Annotated in this window: 15 protein-coding genes; all 15 read left to right on the forward strand. The window is 48.8% G+C overall.

What is annotated here, in order from left to right:
* Window positions 1-13: 13 nt before the first annotated feature.
* The 15 genes from BM124_RS02205 to fliF all read left to right on the forward strand — a co-directional run bounded on the left by BM124_RS02205 (window position 14) and on the right by fliF (window position 15,049).
* A complete protein-coding gene (locus BM124_RS02205) occupies window positions 14-1,849 on the forward strand; it encodes a hypothetical protein (protein ID WP_093335017.1) in 1,836 nt (611 codons plus the stop codon).
* Window positions 1,846-2,124 carry an EscU/YscU/HrcU family type III secretion system export apparatus switch protein gene (locus BM124_RS02210; RefSeq protein ID WP_093335018.1) on the forward strand — a complete coding sequence of 93 codons (279 nt, stop codon included), beginning with the start codon at window positions 1,846-1,848 and terminating at the stop codon, window positions 2,122-2,124. Before BM124_RS02205 ends, BM124_RS02210 begins: the two co-directional genes overlap by 4 nt.
* Window positions 2,125-2,169: 45 nt before the next feature.
* Entirely contained in the window at window positions 2,170-2,322 is a 153-nt protein-coding gene (locus tag BM124_RS18690) for a hypothetical protein (RefSeq protein ID WP_170840913.1), read from the forward strand.
* A 268-nt stretch (window positions 2,323-2,590) separates the two neighbouring features.
* Window positions 2,591-3,751, forward strand: coding sequence for an ADP-forming succinate--CoA ligase subunit beta (sucC, locus tag BM124_RS02215; RefSeq protein WP_093335019.1), 1,161 nt, complete (start codon window positions 2,591-2,593; stop codon window positions 3,749-3,751).
* Window positions 3,752-3,771: 20 nt separating this feature from the next.
* Entirely contained in the window at window positions 3,772-4,683 is a 912-nt protein-coding gene (sucD, locus tag BM124_RS02220; RefSeq protein WP_093335020.1) for a succinate--CoA ligase subunit alpha, read from the forward strand.
* A 53-nt stretch (window positions 4,684-4,736) separates the two neighbouring features.
* Window positions 4,737-5,600: a DNA-processing protein DprA gene (dprA, locus tag BM124_RS02225; RefSeq protein WP_093335021.1), complete on the forward strand. Its 864-nt coding sequence runs from the start codon at window positions 4,737-4,739 to the stop codon at window positions 5,598-5,600.
* A 249-nt stretch (window positions 5,601-5,849) separates the two neighbouring features.
* Window positions 5,850-7,922, forward strand: a complete 2,073-nt coding sequence (gene topA / locus BM124_RS02230; RefSeq protein ID WP_093335022.1) for a type I DNA topoisomerase — start codon at window positions 5,850-5,852, stop codon at window positions 7,920-7,922.
* Between the two features lie 165 nt (window positions 7,923-8,087).
* Window positions 8,088-9,008, forward strand: a complete 921-nt coding sequence (gene xerC, locus BM124_RS02235) for a tyrosine recombinase XerC (RefSeq protein ID WP_093335023.1) — start codon at window positions 8,088-8,090, stop codon at window positions 9,006-9,008.
* 4 nt (window positions 9,009-9,012) lie between these two features.
* Window positions 9,013-9,558 (forward strand): ATP-dependent protease subunit HslV, encoded by a 546-nt coding sequence (gene hslV / locus BM124_RS02240; RefSeq protein WP_093335024.1) that lies wholly within the window; start codon window positions 9,013-9,015, stop codon window positions 9,556-9,558.
* A gap of 16 nt (window positions 9,559-9,574) precedes the next feature.
* Window positions 9,575-10,969 (forward strand): ATP-dependent protease ATPase subunit HslU, encoded by a 1,395-nt coding sequence (hslU, locus tag BM124_RS02245; RefSeq protein ID WP_244504202.1) that lies wholly within the window; start codon window positions 9,575-9,577, stop codon window positions 10,967-10,969.
* A 23-nt stretch (window positions 10,970-10,992) separates the two neighbouring features.
* Entirely contained in the window at window positions 10,993-11,775 is a 783-nt protein-coding gene (gene codY / locus BM124_RS02250) for a GTP-sensing pleiotropic transcriptional regulator CodY (protein WP_093335026.1), read from the forward strand.
* 432 nt (window positions 11,776-12,207) lie between these two features.
* On the forward strand, window positions 12,208-12,603 hold the full coding sequence (flgB, locus tag BM124_RS02255; RefSeq protein ID WP_093335027.1) for a flagellar basal body rod protein FlgB: 396 nt from the start codon (window positions 12,208-12,210) through the stop codon (window positions 12,601-12,603).
* A 29-nt stretch (window positions 12,604-12,632) separates the two neighbouring features.
* Complete coding sequence (gene flgC / locus BM124_RS02260; RefSeq protein ID WP_093335028.1) at window positions 12,633-13,097, forward strand: flagellar basal body rod protein FlgC; 465 nt, start codon at window positions 12,633-12,635, stop codon at window positions 13,095-13,097.
* 14 nt (window positions 13,098-13,111) lie between these two features.
* Window positions 13,112-13,426 carry a flagellar hook-basal body complex protein FliE gene (gene fliE, locus BM124_RS02265; RefSeq protein WP_093335029.1) on the forward strand — a complete coding sequence of 105 codons (315 nt, stop codon included), beginning with the start codon at window positions 13,112-13,114 and terminating at the stop codon, window positions 13,424-13,426.
* A 36-nt stretch (window positions 13,427-13,462) separates the two neighbouring features.
* Window positions 13,463-15,049, forward strand: a complete 1,587-nt coding sequence (fliF, locus tag BM124_RS02270; protein ID WP_093335030.1) for a flagellar basal-body MS-ring/collar protein FliF — start codon at window positions 13,463-13,465, stop codon at window positions 15,047-15,049.
* The last annotated feature ends 4 nt before the right edge of the window (window positions 15,050-15,053 follow it).

A 15,053-nucleotide genomic window follows, 5' to 3' on the forward strand; every position in this document is an offset into this window, starting at 1 on the left:
AGGGTGGAACGTTATGGATCCATTACAATTGCAGGCATCATCTTTAACCAAAAAAAGTGCATCCCGGCAGACGACTCTGTCCCTTCCGAAAGGCCAGGTGTTTGAAGGAGAAATCACCAAATTGTTTCCCAATCAGACAGCGGCTCTGCGCCTTGGGGGCATGAATGTAACGGCCAGGGTGGAAGCGGCGCTCCATGCTGGTCAGAGATATTTCTTTCAAGTGAGCCAAAATGATGGCATTCCAAGACTTCAAGTGCTGGAAGCGGATCAGCAGGCGTTGAAAAGCACTGCTGCGGATCAGGGTAGTGCGGCGAAAGTGCTTCAGGCGCTGGGGCTTGAAGAAAATAAAGCAAATTTATCGATGATCCGCCACTTTCAGCAGGAACAGCTTCCATTTTCCAAAGAAATGATCCGGCAGGGTGCTGCCGTGCTGAAACAAGCGGGTGTGATGAACCAGGAAGGCGTACAGCTTCTTTCCGCCATGAACCAGAAGAGCTTCCCGCTCACCTTGGAGACGTTCCAGAGTCTGTATCAGGCTGAACATGGAAAGCCGCTGAGCACCCAGATTCAGCAGCTTCAGAGCGGTCTGCAGCAGCTTCAGGCAACCGGACTCTCAGGAAGCCGCGACTCTGCCGTATCAAAGCTCGCCGGGGCGGTCCAGGAGACGGTATCAGCCGGTATGATGAACCAGTCCGGCCGTAGTGACGCAGTGAACCAGCTGGCGCGTCTTTTTCAACTCGCAGGAGCAGAGCACGCGCCCGGGTCTGTACAAAGTGGAGCCGTATCGCTTCTGCACAAAGCAGGCGTCATGCCGGCAGGGATGGACACCGCAGAAGGGCTGGCCGCTTTTAAACAGACGATTCTTCTGCCTGAGAACCGGGGTGTGGTCCAGGAGATATGGCCGGAGACAGCTGCCGCCCGGAATGGGAGAAGTTTTGCTGCGATGGAATCGGCAGAACTGTTTCAGACGTTAATGACCCGGTTTTCGCCGGCGGAAGGAGAAGCCGGCAGGCAGCAGCTGCAGCTGCTGCTGTCGCTGATGCAGCAGGCAGGCGGACAGTCCCAGGGAGTCCAGACGCCACAGGCTTCCCAGGAGCAGTTGCAGCAGTTGATGCAGACCATACTTGCGCGCACGTCAGGAAGCTCGGAAAATCAGGCATTGACTGTCCTGCTTCAGGGGTCATTTGCCAACGAACGGGCAGGCGGAACGCAGGGCTTTTCACAGACAGCGGGTCAGTTTATGCAGCTGCTGCAGCAGCTTGGCCTCCATCATGAATCCGGACTCGCGCAGCAGACTGCAGCAACATCAGGAAGTCAATTGGAGAGCATGAACACCGAAAATCTGAAACAGTCTCTTCTGCAGCATATGGCATCGCTTCCTCAGCCGGTACGCGACCAAGCCGAGGCACTGCTTCACAAAATTTCCGGACAGCAGCTTCTTTCGCAGGAGCAGCAGGGGCAGTTTCAGCAGACGGCTGTACAGATTCCCCTTTCTCTTGCCGGTTTTCATACCGACCTCTCGATTCAATGGGAGGGGAAAAGGCAGCAGGACGGCACGCTTCATCCGGATCACTGCCGTATTCTTTTTTATCTGGAGATGGAGCATCTGGGGGAAACCGTCGCCGACGTGCAGATTCAGAACCGCAGCGTGACCGTCCACGTATACAATGAAACACAGAAGCCGGATAAACTGATGGAACTGCTTCAGCCTTACCTTGAAAAACGGCTGGCAGAACAAAACTATACCTTAAACGCCGTTCACTGGAAATCGGTACATGAAGAACAGCATGCGCGCAGAACGCCGGCTTCTTCCTATAGTGGCTGGGAAGGAGTGGATGTACGGATATGACAGATAAAAAACAAAGCCGCCTTTCAGCTGTGGCGCTTGGCTATCAGGCTCAGTCGGAGCATGCCCCCAGCGTGAAAGCGAAAGGAAAAGGACTTGTAGCCGAAGAAATTATCGAACGCGCCAGGGATAACAATATTCCCGTGCAGGAAGATCCTTCGCTTGTGGAACTTCTCTCCCAGCTTGAGATTAACCAATCGATTCCTCCTGAGTTATACGAAGTCGTGGCGGAAGTGTTTGCCTTTTTATACAGGGTCGATCAACATTCTTCGTCATAGAATACAGGGGAAACGGGCACCCTATACGTAAAAAAGGAGCCTGTCATGAAACGAAGACGATCGAAAGATAAACAGAAGTCCTATAAAATGGAAGCCGGACAGGAACTTGGATATTTCCGCAGCACATCGGAAGTCCGCTCCTTGTCGCTGTTAAAAGAACTATGGAAAAGACTGACGAAAAAAACAAATGGAAAATAATGATACTCCATAAAGAAATATCCCGTATTATGTCTGCTCCCGGTGGTTCTGCCCCGGGATTTTTCATTGTTCCGGTGAAAAAATGACAGCGGTTCACGACAAAATCGTGCCGAATTGTTGAATTTGCCGGAGTTTTTTTATACGATAATAAGTGCGTGCGAAACAATGGCCTGCTGATACAGCCTGCGCCTGGCACCTGATATCCTTTCCCGAAAGGTCCGGCCTGAAGCGGGTATTCGTATCGAATCGTTAGGAGGATGGAGAGAACATGAATATTCATGAGTATCAAGGAAAAGAGCTCCTCAGAGAATACGGGGTAGCCGTACCGAATGGAAAAGTAGCCTTTTCCGCAGACGAAGCAGTGGAAGCTGCCAAAGAACTCGGATCTGCAGTTTCTGTCGTGAAAGCCCAGATCCATGCAGGCGGGCGCGGAAAAGCCGGCGGGGTCAAAATTGCAAAGACACTCGACGAGGTGCGTACATACGCCGAAGAACTTCTGGGCAAGACACTTGTCACGCATCAGACAGGTCCGGAAGGAAAAGAAGTAAAACGGCTTTTCATTGAAGAAGGATCCGATATTCAAAGCGAATATTATGTCGGACTTGTCATGGACCGTGCATCGTCCCGTGTCGTTATGATGGCCTCCGAAGAAGGTGGAACAGAGATTGAGGAAGTAGCGGAAAAAAACCCTGAAAAGATTTTCCGCGAATATATTGATCCGGCAGTCGGTATGCAGCCGTACCAGGCACGCCGCCTCGCCTTTAACATCAATATTCCGAAAGATCTCCTGAAGCAGGCAGTTAAATTTATGCTTGGCCTGTATAATGTGTACATGGAAAAAGACTGCTCTGTCGCAGAAATCAATCCGCTTGTAACAACAGGCGACGGCAGTGTAATGGCACTTGATGCGAAGCTGAATTTTGATTCCAACGCGCTGTACCGCCAGAAAGACATCCTGGAATACCGCGATCTGGATGAAGAAGATCCAAAAGAAATCGAAGCTTCAAAATTTGATCTCAGCTATATTGCGCTCGACGGCAATATTGGCTGCATGGTCAACGGTGCGGGGCTTGCCATGTCTACGATGGACATTATCAAGTATTATAACGGCGATCCGGCCAACTTCCTCGATGTCGGCGGCGGCGCGACGGCAGAGAAAGTAACCGAAGCCTTTAAGATTATTCTCGAGGATGACCAGGTTAAAGGCATTTATGTGAATATTTTCGGCGGTATCATGAAATGTGATGTCATTGCTGATGGTGTTGTGGAAGCAACCAAGCAGATCGGTCTTGAAATACCACTTGTTGTGCGTCTTGAAGGCACCAACGTGGAAACCGGGAAGCAGATTCTGGAAGAATCCGGACTGAATATAACAGCAGCGGATTCCATGGCTGACGGCGCACAGAAAATCGTATCTCAAGTGCAATAGAAAGGCGGGACGAAGTCAAAATGAGCATCTTTATCGATAAAGATACCAAAGTTGTTGTACAGGGCATTACCGGTTCAACCGGTTTGTTTCATACCCAGCAGGCGCTTGCCTATGGAACACAGATTGTCGGAGGCGTTACACCAGGGAAAGGCGGCACCGAAATTGAAGGCGTTCCGGTATTTGATACACTCCATGACGCAGTAATTGAAACCGGAGCCAATGCCACCGTCATTTACGTTCCACCTGCTTTTGCGGCGGATGCCATTATTGAAGCGGTGGATGAAGAAATGGATCTGGCAATCTGCATCACTGAAGGTATACCGGTTAGTGATATGATGAATGTGAAGCGTTTTATGGAAGGCAAGAAAACTCGTTTGGTCGGGCCGAACTGCCCGGGGGTTATCACACCGGAAGAATGCAAAATCGGAATTATGCCTGGCTATATTCATAAAAAAGGTCATGTCGGCGTTGTATCCCGTTCAGGCACACTGACCTACGAAGCTGTACATCAGCTCTCCACCAATGGTGTCGGCCAGTCTACAGCAGTGGGCATCGGCGGTGACCCGGTCAATGGAACGAACTTCATCGATGTACTAAAAGAATTCAATGAAGATGATGACACAAAAGCAGTTATCATGATCGGTGAAATTGGTGGAACCGCGGAAGAAGAAGCAGCAGAGTGGATTAGAGATAACATGGATAAGCCTGTTGTCGGCTTTATCGGCGGACGTACCGCACCTCCGGGAAAAAGAATGGGCCATGCCGGCGCCATCATCTCCGGCGGAAAAGGCACAGCCGATGAAAAGATTAAAACCCTTGAAAGCTGCGGGGTTGATGTAGCTGATACACCGGCTGAAATCGGAGACACACTGATTTCTTCCTTGAAGCAGAACAATCTGTTTGAGAAGTGTCTGACACACGATCCACAATAGTAAAAGAATCGGGGCGGGCTTTTACCAAGCCCGTCCTTTTTTTGGAAGGATGAATGCCTACGGAAACGACACGGCTTCTCACATTGCACGAAGCGCCCCACATGACATGGAAAAGAATAGCAGCCATTCACGGCATCGATCCGACATTCACCACGGCTTATCACCTTTCTGCAACTGAACTCGCCTCATGTCTTTATCTGCAGCCCCTTCAGGCTTCCGCACTGCACCGATTTCTTCATTCCACTGAACGTACCCCCGCTTTTTATAGAGAAAAAGGCATTGAAATTCTGACACCTTTCATGGAAGAATACCCGGAACGACTCCGCCACATATATGATCCCCCATGGGTGATCTATGCCAAAGGCAGAACCAATCTGCTTCACAGCGAAAAGAGTCTTGCTGTCGTAGGAACAAGAAAGCTTACTTCCTATGGTATGGAAGCTCTTGAAGAACTGCTCCCGCCTGTTATGGAACGCGGTACGGTTATTATCAGCGGCTTAGCTGCCGGCACAGATGCTGCTGCCCACAAATTAACGATCCGTAAAAAAGGAGTAGCAATAGCTGTTTTGGGCGCCGGGTTTGATCATATTTATCCCCGGGAGAATACAGCTTTATTCCACCACCTTTCCCGCCATCATCTGCTGCTGAGTGAATTTGCGCCGGACACCCCGCCGAGAAAATGGCAGTTTCCGATGCGGAACCGTATTATCAGCGGCTTGTCTGATGCGGTATTTATAACCGAAGCCGCCTCCCGCAGTGGTTCTCTTATTACCGCCTACCAGGCTCTGGAACAGGGCCGGGACGTGAAAGTGCTGCCCGGATCGATATTTTCCCCGATGTCTGCCGGAACGAACCAGCTTATTAAAGAAGGAGCTGCGCCGGTGATGAGTGCCGATGACCTTCTGGATCCTGAATGACGAGGAAAGAAAGGAACATAGACATTTTGGGTGGACACGGCACATAAACTGTGAAAAAATGATTGTGATTTGTTTCCCAAAACAAAAGATAGTTTTACTAATTAGCGGAGAAAGAATGAATAGACAGGTTACGTACGGCAGACGAATAAAAGCGGCACCATAATATGTTAAAGATTTGACAAAGCACAGGACACTGGTTGATAATATGGAAAATCGAAAAGCAGCAAAAAGGGGGAGGAAACAAGAGATATGGCAGATTATTTAGTAATCGTGGAATCTCCCGCTAAGGCGAAAACGATCAGCAAATATCTTGGGAAAAAATATACAGTGAAAGCGTCGATGGGACATGTCAGGGATTTACCGAAAAGCCAGATGGGAGTGTATTCAGAGAGTAATTTTGATCCAAAGTATATAACGATCCGGGGAAAAGGCCCGATTCTGAAGGAACTGAAAGCAGCGGCGAAAAAAGTAAAGAAAGTGTATCTGGCTGCAGACCCCGACCGGGAAGGGGAAGCCATTGCCTGGCATCTGGCCTACAGCCTTAATATAGATCCGGAATCGGAGTGCCGGGTTGTTTTTAATGAAATCACAAAGTCAGCGATCAAAGATGCTTTCAAGGAACCCCGCAAAATTAATATGGATCTCGTTGACGCCCAGCAGGCCCGCCGGGTTCTGGACAGGCTCGTCGGATACAATATCAGTCCGCTTCTATGGAAAAAAGTGAAGAAGGGATTAAGCGCCGGCCGCGTCCAGTCCATCGCGGTAAAAATGATAATCGACCGGGAAAAAGAGATTCAAAGCTTTGTACCGGAAGAATACTGGAGTATCGAAGGGTCGTTTCAACGCGGAAAAGACGCTTTTGAGGCGAAGTTTTACGGCGTGGACGGCAAAAAGCAGGAACTGCGCTCCAAAGAAGATGTAGACCAGGTACGAAGCCGGATGATCGACGATTCCTTCACGATTCAAAAGGTTACGAAAAAGGAAAGAAAGCGTAACCCCGTACAGCCGTTTACAACGTCGCTCCTACAGCAGGAAGCAGCCCGGAAACTGAATTTCCGCGCCAAGAAAACGATGATGATTGCCCAGCAGCTGTATGAAGGAGTCGATCTCGGCAAAGCGGGTACCATTGGGCTTATCACGTACATGCGGACCGATTCAACCAGGGTATCCAACACGGCAAAAGAAGATGCGAAAGCGTATATTGAAGAACAATACGGGAAAGAATACCTGGGAACGAACCAAAAACAGCCTTCGCAGAATTCCAACGCCCAGGACGCCCATGAAGCCGTAAGGCCGACAACAATCAGCAACGATCCAAAAAGCGTAAAATCCCATCTGAGCCGGGATCAGTACAGGCTGTACAAACTGATCTGGGAACGTCTGATGGCGAGTCAGATGGCGCCCGCTGTCATGGACACGATGTCAGTGGATATGGATAACAACGGGGTTATCTTCCGCGCGAATGGCTCCAAGGTTAAATTTCAGGGCTTTATGAAAGTGTATGTCGAAGGCAGCGACGACGGAAAGAAAGAAAAAGACACCTTTCTTCCGGACCTTAAAGAAGGAGAGCAGGTGCAGGAACAGGAACTTTCGGAAAACCAGCACTTCACACAGCCGCCTCCGCGTTACACGGAAGCACGACTGGTGCGGACGATGGAAGAAATGGGAATCGGCAGACCGTCGACCTATGCACCGACACTGGATACAATTCAGCGGCGCAACTATGTCGCTCTCGAAGAAAAACGGTTTGTACCGACGGAACTTGGAGAAATTGTTCTTGATTTGATCGTTGAATTCTTTCCGGAAATTCTGGATGTTGAATTTACCGCGAAAATGGAGAATGACCTTGACTATATTGAAGAGGGACGTCAGAATTGGATTGAAATCATCGATGAATTCTACCAGGATTTCGAGAAACGGCTGAAAGTCGCGGAAGAGGAAATGGAAGAAGTGGAAATCCGTGACGAACCGGCCGGAGAGGACTGTGAAAATTGCGGAAGTCCCATGGTCTATAAAATGGGGCGTTACGGTAAATTCATGGCATGCTCAAACTTTCCGGAGTGCCGTAACACAAAAGCCATTGTAAAAGAAATCGGAGTCGACTGTCCCAAGTGTAAAGAAGGGAATGTCGTCGAGCGCAAAAGCAAAAAGCAGCGGAAATTTTACGGCTGTGACCGCTATCCCGAATGTGACTTCATTTCCTGGGATAAACCCATTTCCCGGCCCTGTCCGAAATGTAACTCCATGCTCGTCGAGAAAAAGACGAAAAAAGGAGTACATGTCCAGTGCACCAACTGCGACTACAAAGAAGAACCGAACTAACGACAAAAAGGAATCCCCTTTTTTACAAAAGGGGGTTTTCCTATGTTTCCTTCACATAAAAACAACCGGCCCTCGTCAGAATTTTATGAAAAAATAATTAACTTCCTTGAACGGGTGCAGGGTCTATGTTAGAATTTAAGAGCTTTTGTGCGTGAGGTGACAAACATGAAAGAAGAATGGAAATACTGGAATGATACATTTCTGCAATATCTTCAGGTGGAGAAAAACGCATCTTCTTTGACGATTGATGCGTACCGAAAAGATCTGGAGGACTATTTCCGTTTTTTACAGACGGAAGGTATCCAGAATCCCCTGGACGTGGACATGAACGTTGCGCGCCTGTATTTAACACGTCTCTTTGACGAGCAGTACGGGCGCAGCAGCGCTGCCCGGAAAATTTCCGTTCTGCGCACGTTTTACAGGTATGTTAAAAAAGAAGGACAGATGGAGACAAATCCATTTGCGTCCTCCAGTCTGCCGAAAAAACAGAAAAAACTGCCCAGGTTTTTGTATGAGAAAGAGCTGGAGGCGCTGCTTGATTCCTTTGATATTGAAAAAGATCTTGACCAGCGCGATCTGGCCCTTTTTGAACTGCTGTATGCCACAGGACTGCGCGTCAGTGAGATGTGTCGGCTGGAAGAACAGCATCTTGATGAAGACCTTGGCACTATTCTTGTGCACGGAAAAGGCGACAGAGAACGATATGTACCTGTCGGGAGTTTTGCGATGGAGGCGCTTGATCATTACCGCCGGCATGCAAGGCGGCGCCTCGTTCAGAAAAACGGCGGGGATACCTCTGTTTTGTTTCTGAACAATAAAGGGACGCCGCTTACAGACCGGGGGATACGTTATATCGTGAACAAACGGGTGAAAGATGTATCAGCTACGCTGCAATTGTCTCCCCATGATCTGCGTCATACGTTCGCGACTCATCTATTGAATCAGGGAGCGGATCTGCGCAGTGTGCAGCAGCTCCTGGGACATGCGAACCTTTCCACAACGCAGATTTACACTCATGTAACAAAGGACCGGCTCCGGGACGTGTACAACAATGCCCACCCACGCTCGGAAAAGAATGGAGGATAAAACCATGGAGTCATCGTTTCATGCTACAACGATATTTGCCGTTCATCATAATGGAAAAGCCGCAATGGCCGGAGATGGACAGGTGACATTCGGGCAGGCGGTTGTCATGAAGAAGACCGCACGAAAAGTCAGGAAAATTTATCATGACCGGGTACTTGCCGGGTTTGCAGGGTCGGTTGCGGATGCGTTTACCCTGTTTGACATGTTTGAAAGCAGGCTCGAACAGTGGAACGGCCAACTGCAGCGAGCTGCCGTGGAACTTGCCAAAGAATGGCGCAGTGACAAAACACTCCGCCGGCTGGAAGCTATGCTCGTCGTGATGGATAAAGATACCCTTCTCCTGGTGGCCGGCACCGGTGAAGTTATTGAACCGGATGACGGTCTGATTGCGATTGGCTCGGGAGGAAATTATGCGCTTGCCGCGGGACGTGCACTCAAGCAGCATGCTCCCCATATGGAAGCTAAAGACATGGCGGAAGCTTCCCTGAAAACCGCCGGCGACATCTGTGTGTTTACAAATGACCAGCTGGTTGTAGAAGAAATCGAATAAAGGAAAGGGCGGATGAGTGATGAACACCCCGCTGACACCGAAAAAAATTGTGGAGATCCTCGATCAGTACATTATCGGTCAGAACCAGGCGAAGCGGTCCGTCGCGGTAGCGCTTCGCAACAGATACCGGAGAAGCATGCTGGAGGAAAGTCTGCAGGATGAAATCACGCCGAAAAACATTCTCATGATCGGACCGACCGGAGTCGGTAAAACCGAAATTGCGAGAAGACTGGCCAAGCTGGCCGGGGCTCCTTTTGTGAAAGTGGAAGCGACAAAATTCACCGAAGTCGGATACGTGGGCCGTGACGTCGAATCCATGATCCGGGATCTTGTAGAAACGTCGGCCCGGCTCGTTAAAGAGGAAAAGATGGAGGAAGTAAAAAATGAAGCCGCACGCGAAGCAGAGAAGCGTCTTGTAAAACTGCTCGTTCCGGAAAAAAAGAAGCAGCAGCAGAGCAAAAACCCTTTTGAAATGCTCTTTCAGCAGCAGAATCAGGAAGAAACAAAAGAAGAAACACAAGAAGATCAGGACATCGCTGGAAAGCGGCGCCGCATGGAACATCAGCTTGCTATGGGTGAATTGGAAGATCACATGGTTACCATCGAAGTGGAAGAACAGGGACGGGGCATGTCTGATATGTTTCAAGGGTCCGGTATGGAACAGATGGGCATGAACATGCAGGAAATGCTCGGCAGTATGATGCCTAAAAACAAGAAAAAAAGGCGGCTGACAGTAAAAGAGGCACGACCGGTGCTTGAGGAGCAGGAAGCCCAGCAGCTCATTGATATGGATGAGGTGGGGCAGATTGCTGTTTCGAAAGCAGAACAGCTGGGTATGGTGTTCATAGATGAAATCGACAAAGTCGCCGGTAATCAGCAGTCCAGTGCTGATGTGTCCCGGGAAGGCGTTCAGCGGGATATTCTCCCGATTGTCGAGGGATCGGCCGTATCCACCAAGTACGGAACAGTGAAAACCGACCACATTCTGTTTATCAGTGCCGGCGCTTTTCATACGTCGAAACCGTCCGATCTGATTCCTGAACTTCAGGGACGTTTTCCGATCCGAGTGGAACTTGATAACCTCGGAGCGGATGATTTTATCCGGATTCTGCAGGAACCGGATCAGGCTCTGATAAAACAGTACCAGGCGCTCTTAAACACCGAAGGTATAAATGTTGAATTTTCTGACGAAGCTGTACACAAGATTGCGGAGATGGCGCAGGATGTGAACCAGCATACAGAAAATATCGGGGCACGCAGACTGCACACACTGCTGGAGCGCCTGCTTGAAGATTTATCATTTGAGGCACCGGATATTATGATGGAAACGGTGACGATTACCTCGGATTATGTGGAAGAAAAACTCGCTTCGATTGCAAAGAACAGAGATATGAGCCGATATATTTTATAAGAGATAAACAGGAGGAGTCACAGATGGATTTGTTATCAAAAAGCCGCAAGATTAATGACATGCTGCAAAAAACGGCAGGGGACCATGTTAACTTTAAAGATATGGCGGAAACACTCCGCGATATTATCAGCTCCAATGTGTTCGTTGTAAGCCGCCGCGGCAAACTGCTCGGCTATGCAATTAAACAGGAGATTGAAAACGACCGGATGAAAAGAATGCTGGAAGAACGACAGTTTCCGGAGGAGTATACGTCTGGTTTGTTCAAAATAGATGAAACGTCTCCTAACCTCACGATAGACAGTGACTACACTGCTTTCCCGGTAGAGAACAAGGAACTGTTTGCTTCCGGGCTGACGACGGTCGTTCCGATTAACGGTGGCGGGCAGCGTCTTGGCACGCTTGTACTGGCGCGTTTAAACGAACACTTTGATGATGATGATCTTATTCTGGCGGAATACGGGGCTACCGTGGTAGGCATGGAGATTCTCCACGAAAAAACACAGGAAATTGAAGAAGAAGCCCGCAGTAAAGCGGTCGTTCAAATGGCGATCAGCTCCCTTTCATACAGTGAGCTGGAAGCAGTGGAGCACATCTTTGAAGAACTGGAAGGAAAAGAAGGATTGCTCGTCGCGAGCAAGATTGCAGACAGAGTCGGTATTACCCGCTCTGTGATCGTGAACGCTCTCCGGAAGCTTGAGAGCGCGGGAGTCATTGAATCGCGTTCCCTCGGAATGAAAGGAACGTACATTAAAGTACTGAACGACAAATTTCTCTATGAACTCGAAAAGCTGAAAGCAAACAGTTAGAACCGAATAATGACGGCACCCGCTGCTTCGTGTGAAGCAGCGGGTTTTTTCATGTTTTCATAAATCAATAAGATTGACCTATGTAAGCTGCTGCTCTTTTTAGAGAAAACGAAAACGACAATCAAAGTGAACGAAAGCACGGCAGGCCTTTCACTATATTGAACAGGGGGGTAAAGGTCTTAGAAATGAAAACGATACCAGTGGTTTTTGTTTAGTATAAAAGAACTATTTATATAGGAAAAAATGGGGTGGTCCTTTTTTATCGAAATGAAAAACCATGAAAACACCCTTAGACAAATGTCACATATTTTTATACAATTTGGGTGGAAGTCCTCAAACAATAGAAAAAAATGTAAGGTTATGTCATGAACAAACAAACCAAAGCAAATTTCAGGCTTAATAAGGTCTTTAGTAGGAGGAAGGAGGTAGTGTATGGGACTGTTTGATTCAGCCACTTTTCACAACCTGGAACAGGGTCTGAAAGGTGCGGCCACCCGGCAGAAGGCAATATCAGACAATATTGCAAATGTTGATACGCCGAATTACAAGGCTAAGAACGTCCACTTTAAACATACCCTAAATGAAGCGGTGCAAAACGACAAATTTCAAGCGCAGCAGACCAATCAAAAACATATTCCTTTTGGAGGCGGCAGCGAGTCGATTTATGTCAGCCGGGATGCATCTACGATGTACAACCATAACGGCAATAATGTCGACATAGACAAAGAAATGACAGATTCGGCCAAAAACCAGATTTACTATAATGCACTGACGGATCGGTTGAGCAGTAAATTCAGCAGTCTGAAAACAGCGGTACGCTCGAATTAATCCGCTGATGAAATCGGAGGGAATGAATAGTGGGACTATTTGATGGAGTGAATGCAGCAGCCTCAGGGCTGACAGCCCAGCGCCTGCGGATGGATGTTGCTTCGGCCAATACAGCCAATGCCGATTCCACCAGAGGAACTCTCGTCGACGGAGAATGGGAACCGTACCGCAGGAAAATGGTAACAATGAGTTCGGCGGACTCCGGTTTTTCTTCCCATCTCCAGCAGGCGATGGGAAGCGGCAAAAACCCGCAGGTGGGAACTGGAACGGAAGTAACGGGCATTGTGGAAGACCAGTCTCCGTTCAAACAGGTTTACAACCCGGAGCATCCTGATGCCGGGGAGGACGGATACGTGGAGATGCCCAATGTGGATCCGCTGAAAGAGATGGTGAACATGATGGGGGCGAGCCGTTCCTATCAGGCTAATATTACATCACTGAATGCGTCGAAGAACATGATGCTAAAAGCGCTTGAAATAGGAAGAGGCCAGTAAGAGGAGGACTATGAATGTTTGAAAGTTTTATAGGGGGCCCTGTAGCATCACAGCAGACCGGGGCAGTGAAAAACAATGCCGGGAACAATACAACGCCTGCACAAGCTCAGGAGTCGTTCAAAAACGCATTGAATGATGCGGTGACCAAAGTGAACGACGCGCAGATTAAATCGAATGAAATGACATCAAAACTCGCATCCGGTGAAGTGGAGAACCTGCATGAAGTAATGGTTGCGGCTGAGAAAGCAGGCGTCATGCTGCAGACCACTGTCGAAGTGCGGAATAAGGCACTGGATTCCTATCAGAAAATCATGCGTATGCAGGTTTGATCTGCTCACAGCAGATAATGCAAATCGGGAGGCCCCATGAAAGAGAAGGTACTACAATTCAGACAGAAAACAACCGAATACTGGCGTAATCGAAGCGGAGTTCAGAAAATACTGCTCATCGGTTCCTTTGTATTACTTATCCTTATTATAATTCTCGCTGTATTTTTTACGTCCAGAACGAACTATGCTCCGCTCTATTCCGAATTGACACAGGAAGAAACAGGACAGATTACGCAGAATCTTGATTCCAGGGGCGTAACGTATGAGCTTGCAAACAATGGATCTACTATCCGGGTCCCGCAGGAGCAGGTCGATTCCCTGAAAGTGGATCTGGCTGCCGAAGGACTTCCGGACAGCGGCAGTATTGATTATTCGTTTATTGAAGATCAGATGGGCTTTGGCATGACCGACAATGAATTCAACACGATGGAGCGGGCCGCCATCCAGACAGAGCTCGGTCGTCTTATGGAGAACATTGACGGCGTGGAAGCAGCTGATGTCATGCTCAATATGCCTGAAGAGTCCACGTGGGTGTCTGAACAAGGGGGAAATGCATCCGCATCTGTCGTGGTGGACACCGGAGGATCAGCAAATCTTGAGCAGTCCCAGGTGCGGGCGTTGTATCATCTTGTTGCCAAAAGTGTGCCCGATCTGACCGTTGATAACATTGTTATTATGAATCAGATGTTTGAACAGTTCACGTATGAGAATGCCGAAAGCGGCTCGACGATGAGTGCCTATGAAGAACAGCGGAGCATTCAGGAAGATATTGAAAAGGATATTCAGTCCAGACTGCAGCAGATGCTCGGCCGTATGATGGGGCTCAATAAAGTAGCCGTGTCGGTGACAACAGATCTTGATTTCACGCAGGAAACGAGAGAGGAAGCGCTGGTGGAGCCGGTCGATGAAGAGAATATGGAAGGCATCGCCGTCAGCGCTGAACGGATTGAAGAAGCTTATGAAGGTCAGCCCCCGGAAGATGGCGGCACTGCAGGAGCCGGGGAAGGAGATGTGGCGAACTATCCAGCCGGAGCCGGCACCGGACAGGGCGATTATCAACGGGATGAAGAGCGGATCAACTACGAGGTGAACCGAATTCACCGTGAAATCACGGAAAGTCCTTACAAAATCCGTGACCTCGGTATCCAGGTGATGGTTGAACCACCTGAACCGAATAATCCGGACTCTCTTGATCCGCAGACAATAACCGAAATTGAAGAAATGCTGACGACAATGGTAAGTACAAGCATCAATCAGGAATACCAGGATAATATGGAAGCCGGAGCCATTGAGGACAATATTTACGTCGCTTCCCAGCCGTTCAATGGACAGCAGGAGATGCCGGAGGAAACCTCAACATCGTCTATCCCGATGTGGGCGTACATTGCCGGAGGAGCTCTTCTGTTCACGGTTCTTGCGCTCATCATTATATTAATACGCAGAAGAAACCACGGTGAAGAAGAGTGGACCGAAGAAGAAATGACCGCAGCAGAACCGGTGCCCGATATTCCGGATGAAGACAACTCAGAGGAAGCACAACGTAGAAAACAGCTGGAAAACCTGGCTCAGGAAAACCCGGAGGAATTCTCAAAACTATTACGGACGTGGTTGTCCGATGAGTAAGGAG

The organism is Salibacterium halotolerans (genome assembly GCF_900115625.1).
Taxonomy (GTDB): domain Bacteria; phylum Bacillota; class Bacilli; order Bacillales; family Marinococcaceae; genus Salibacterium; species Salibacterium halotolerans.

Excerpts from the sequence above, each read along its gene's own strand:
- sucD (WP_093335020.1), top strand. The coding sequence starts at position 3,772 with ATGAGCATCTTTATCGATAAAGATACCAAAGTTGTTGTACAGGGCATT.
- xerC (WP_093335023.1), top strand. The coding sequence starts at position 8,088 with ATGAAAGAAGAATGGAAATACTGGAATGATACATTTCTGCAATATCTT.
- sucC (WP_093335019.1), top strand. The coding sequence starts at position 2,591 with ATGAATATTCATGAGTATCAAGGAAAAGAGCTCCTCAGAGAATACGGG.
- BM124_RS18690 (WP_170840913.1), top strand. The coding sequence starts at position 2,170 with ATGAAACGAAGACGATCGAAAGATAAACAGAAGTCCTATAAAATGGAA.
- BM124_RS02205 (WP_093335017.1), top strand. The coding sequence starts at position 14 with ATGGATCCATTACAATTGCAGGCATCATCTTTAACCAAAAAAAGTGCA.
- BM124_RS02210 (WP_093335018.1), top strand. The coding sequence starts at position 1,846 with ATGACAGATAAAAAACAAAGCCGCCTTTCAGCTGTGGCGCTTGGCTAT.
- fliF (WP_093335030.1), top strand. The coding sequence starts at position 13,463 with ATGAAAGAGAAGGTACTACAATTCAGACAGAAAACAACCGAATACTGG.
- codY (WP_093335026.1), top strand. The coding sequence starts at position 10,993 with ATGGATTTGTTATCAAAAAGCCGCAAGATTAATGACATGCTGCAAAAA.
- topA (WP_093335022.1), top strand. The coding sequence starts at position 5,850 with ATGGCAGATTATTTAGTAATCGTGGAATCTCCCGCTAAGGCGAAAACG.
- hslV (WP_093335024.1), top strand. The coding sequence starts at position 9,013 with ATGGAGTCATCGTTTCATGCTACAACGATATTTGCCGTTCATCATAAT.
- fliE (WP_093335029.1), top strand. The coding sequence starts at position 13,112 with ATGTTTGAAAGTTTTATAGGGGGCCCTGTAGCATCACAGCAGACCGGG.
- flgB (WP_093335027.1), top strand. The coding sequence starts at position 12,208 with ATGGGACTGTTTGATTCAGCCACTTTTCACAACCTGGAACAGGGTCTG.
- dprA (WP_093335021.1), top strand. The coding sequence starts at position 4,737 with ATGCCTACGGAAACGACACGGCTTCTCACATTGCACGAAGCGCCCCAC.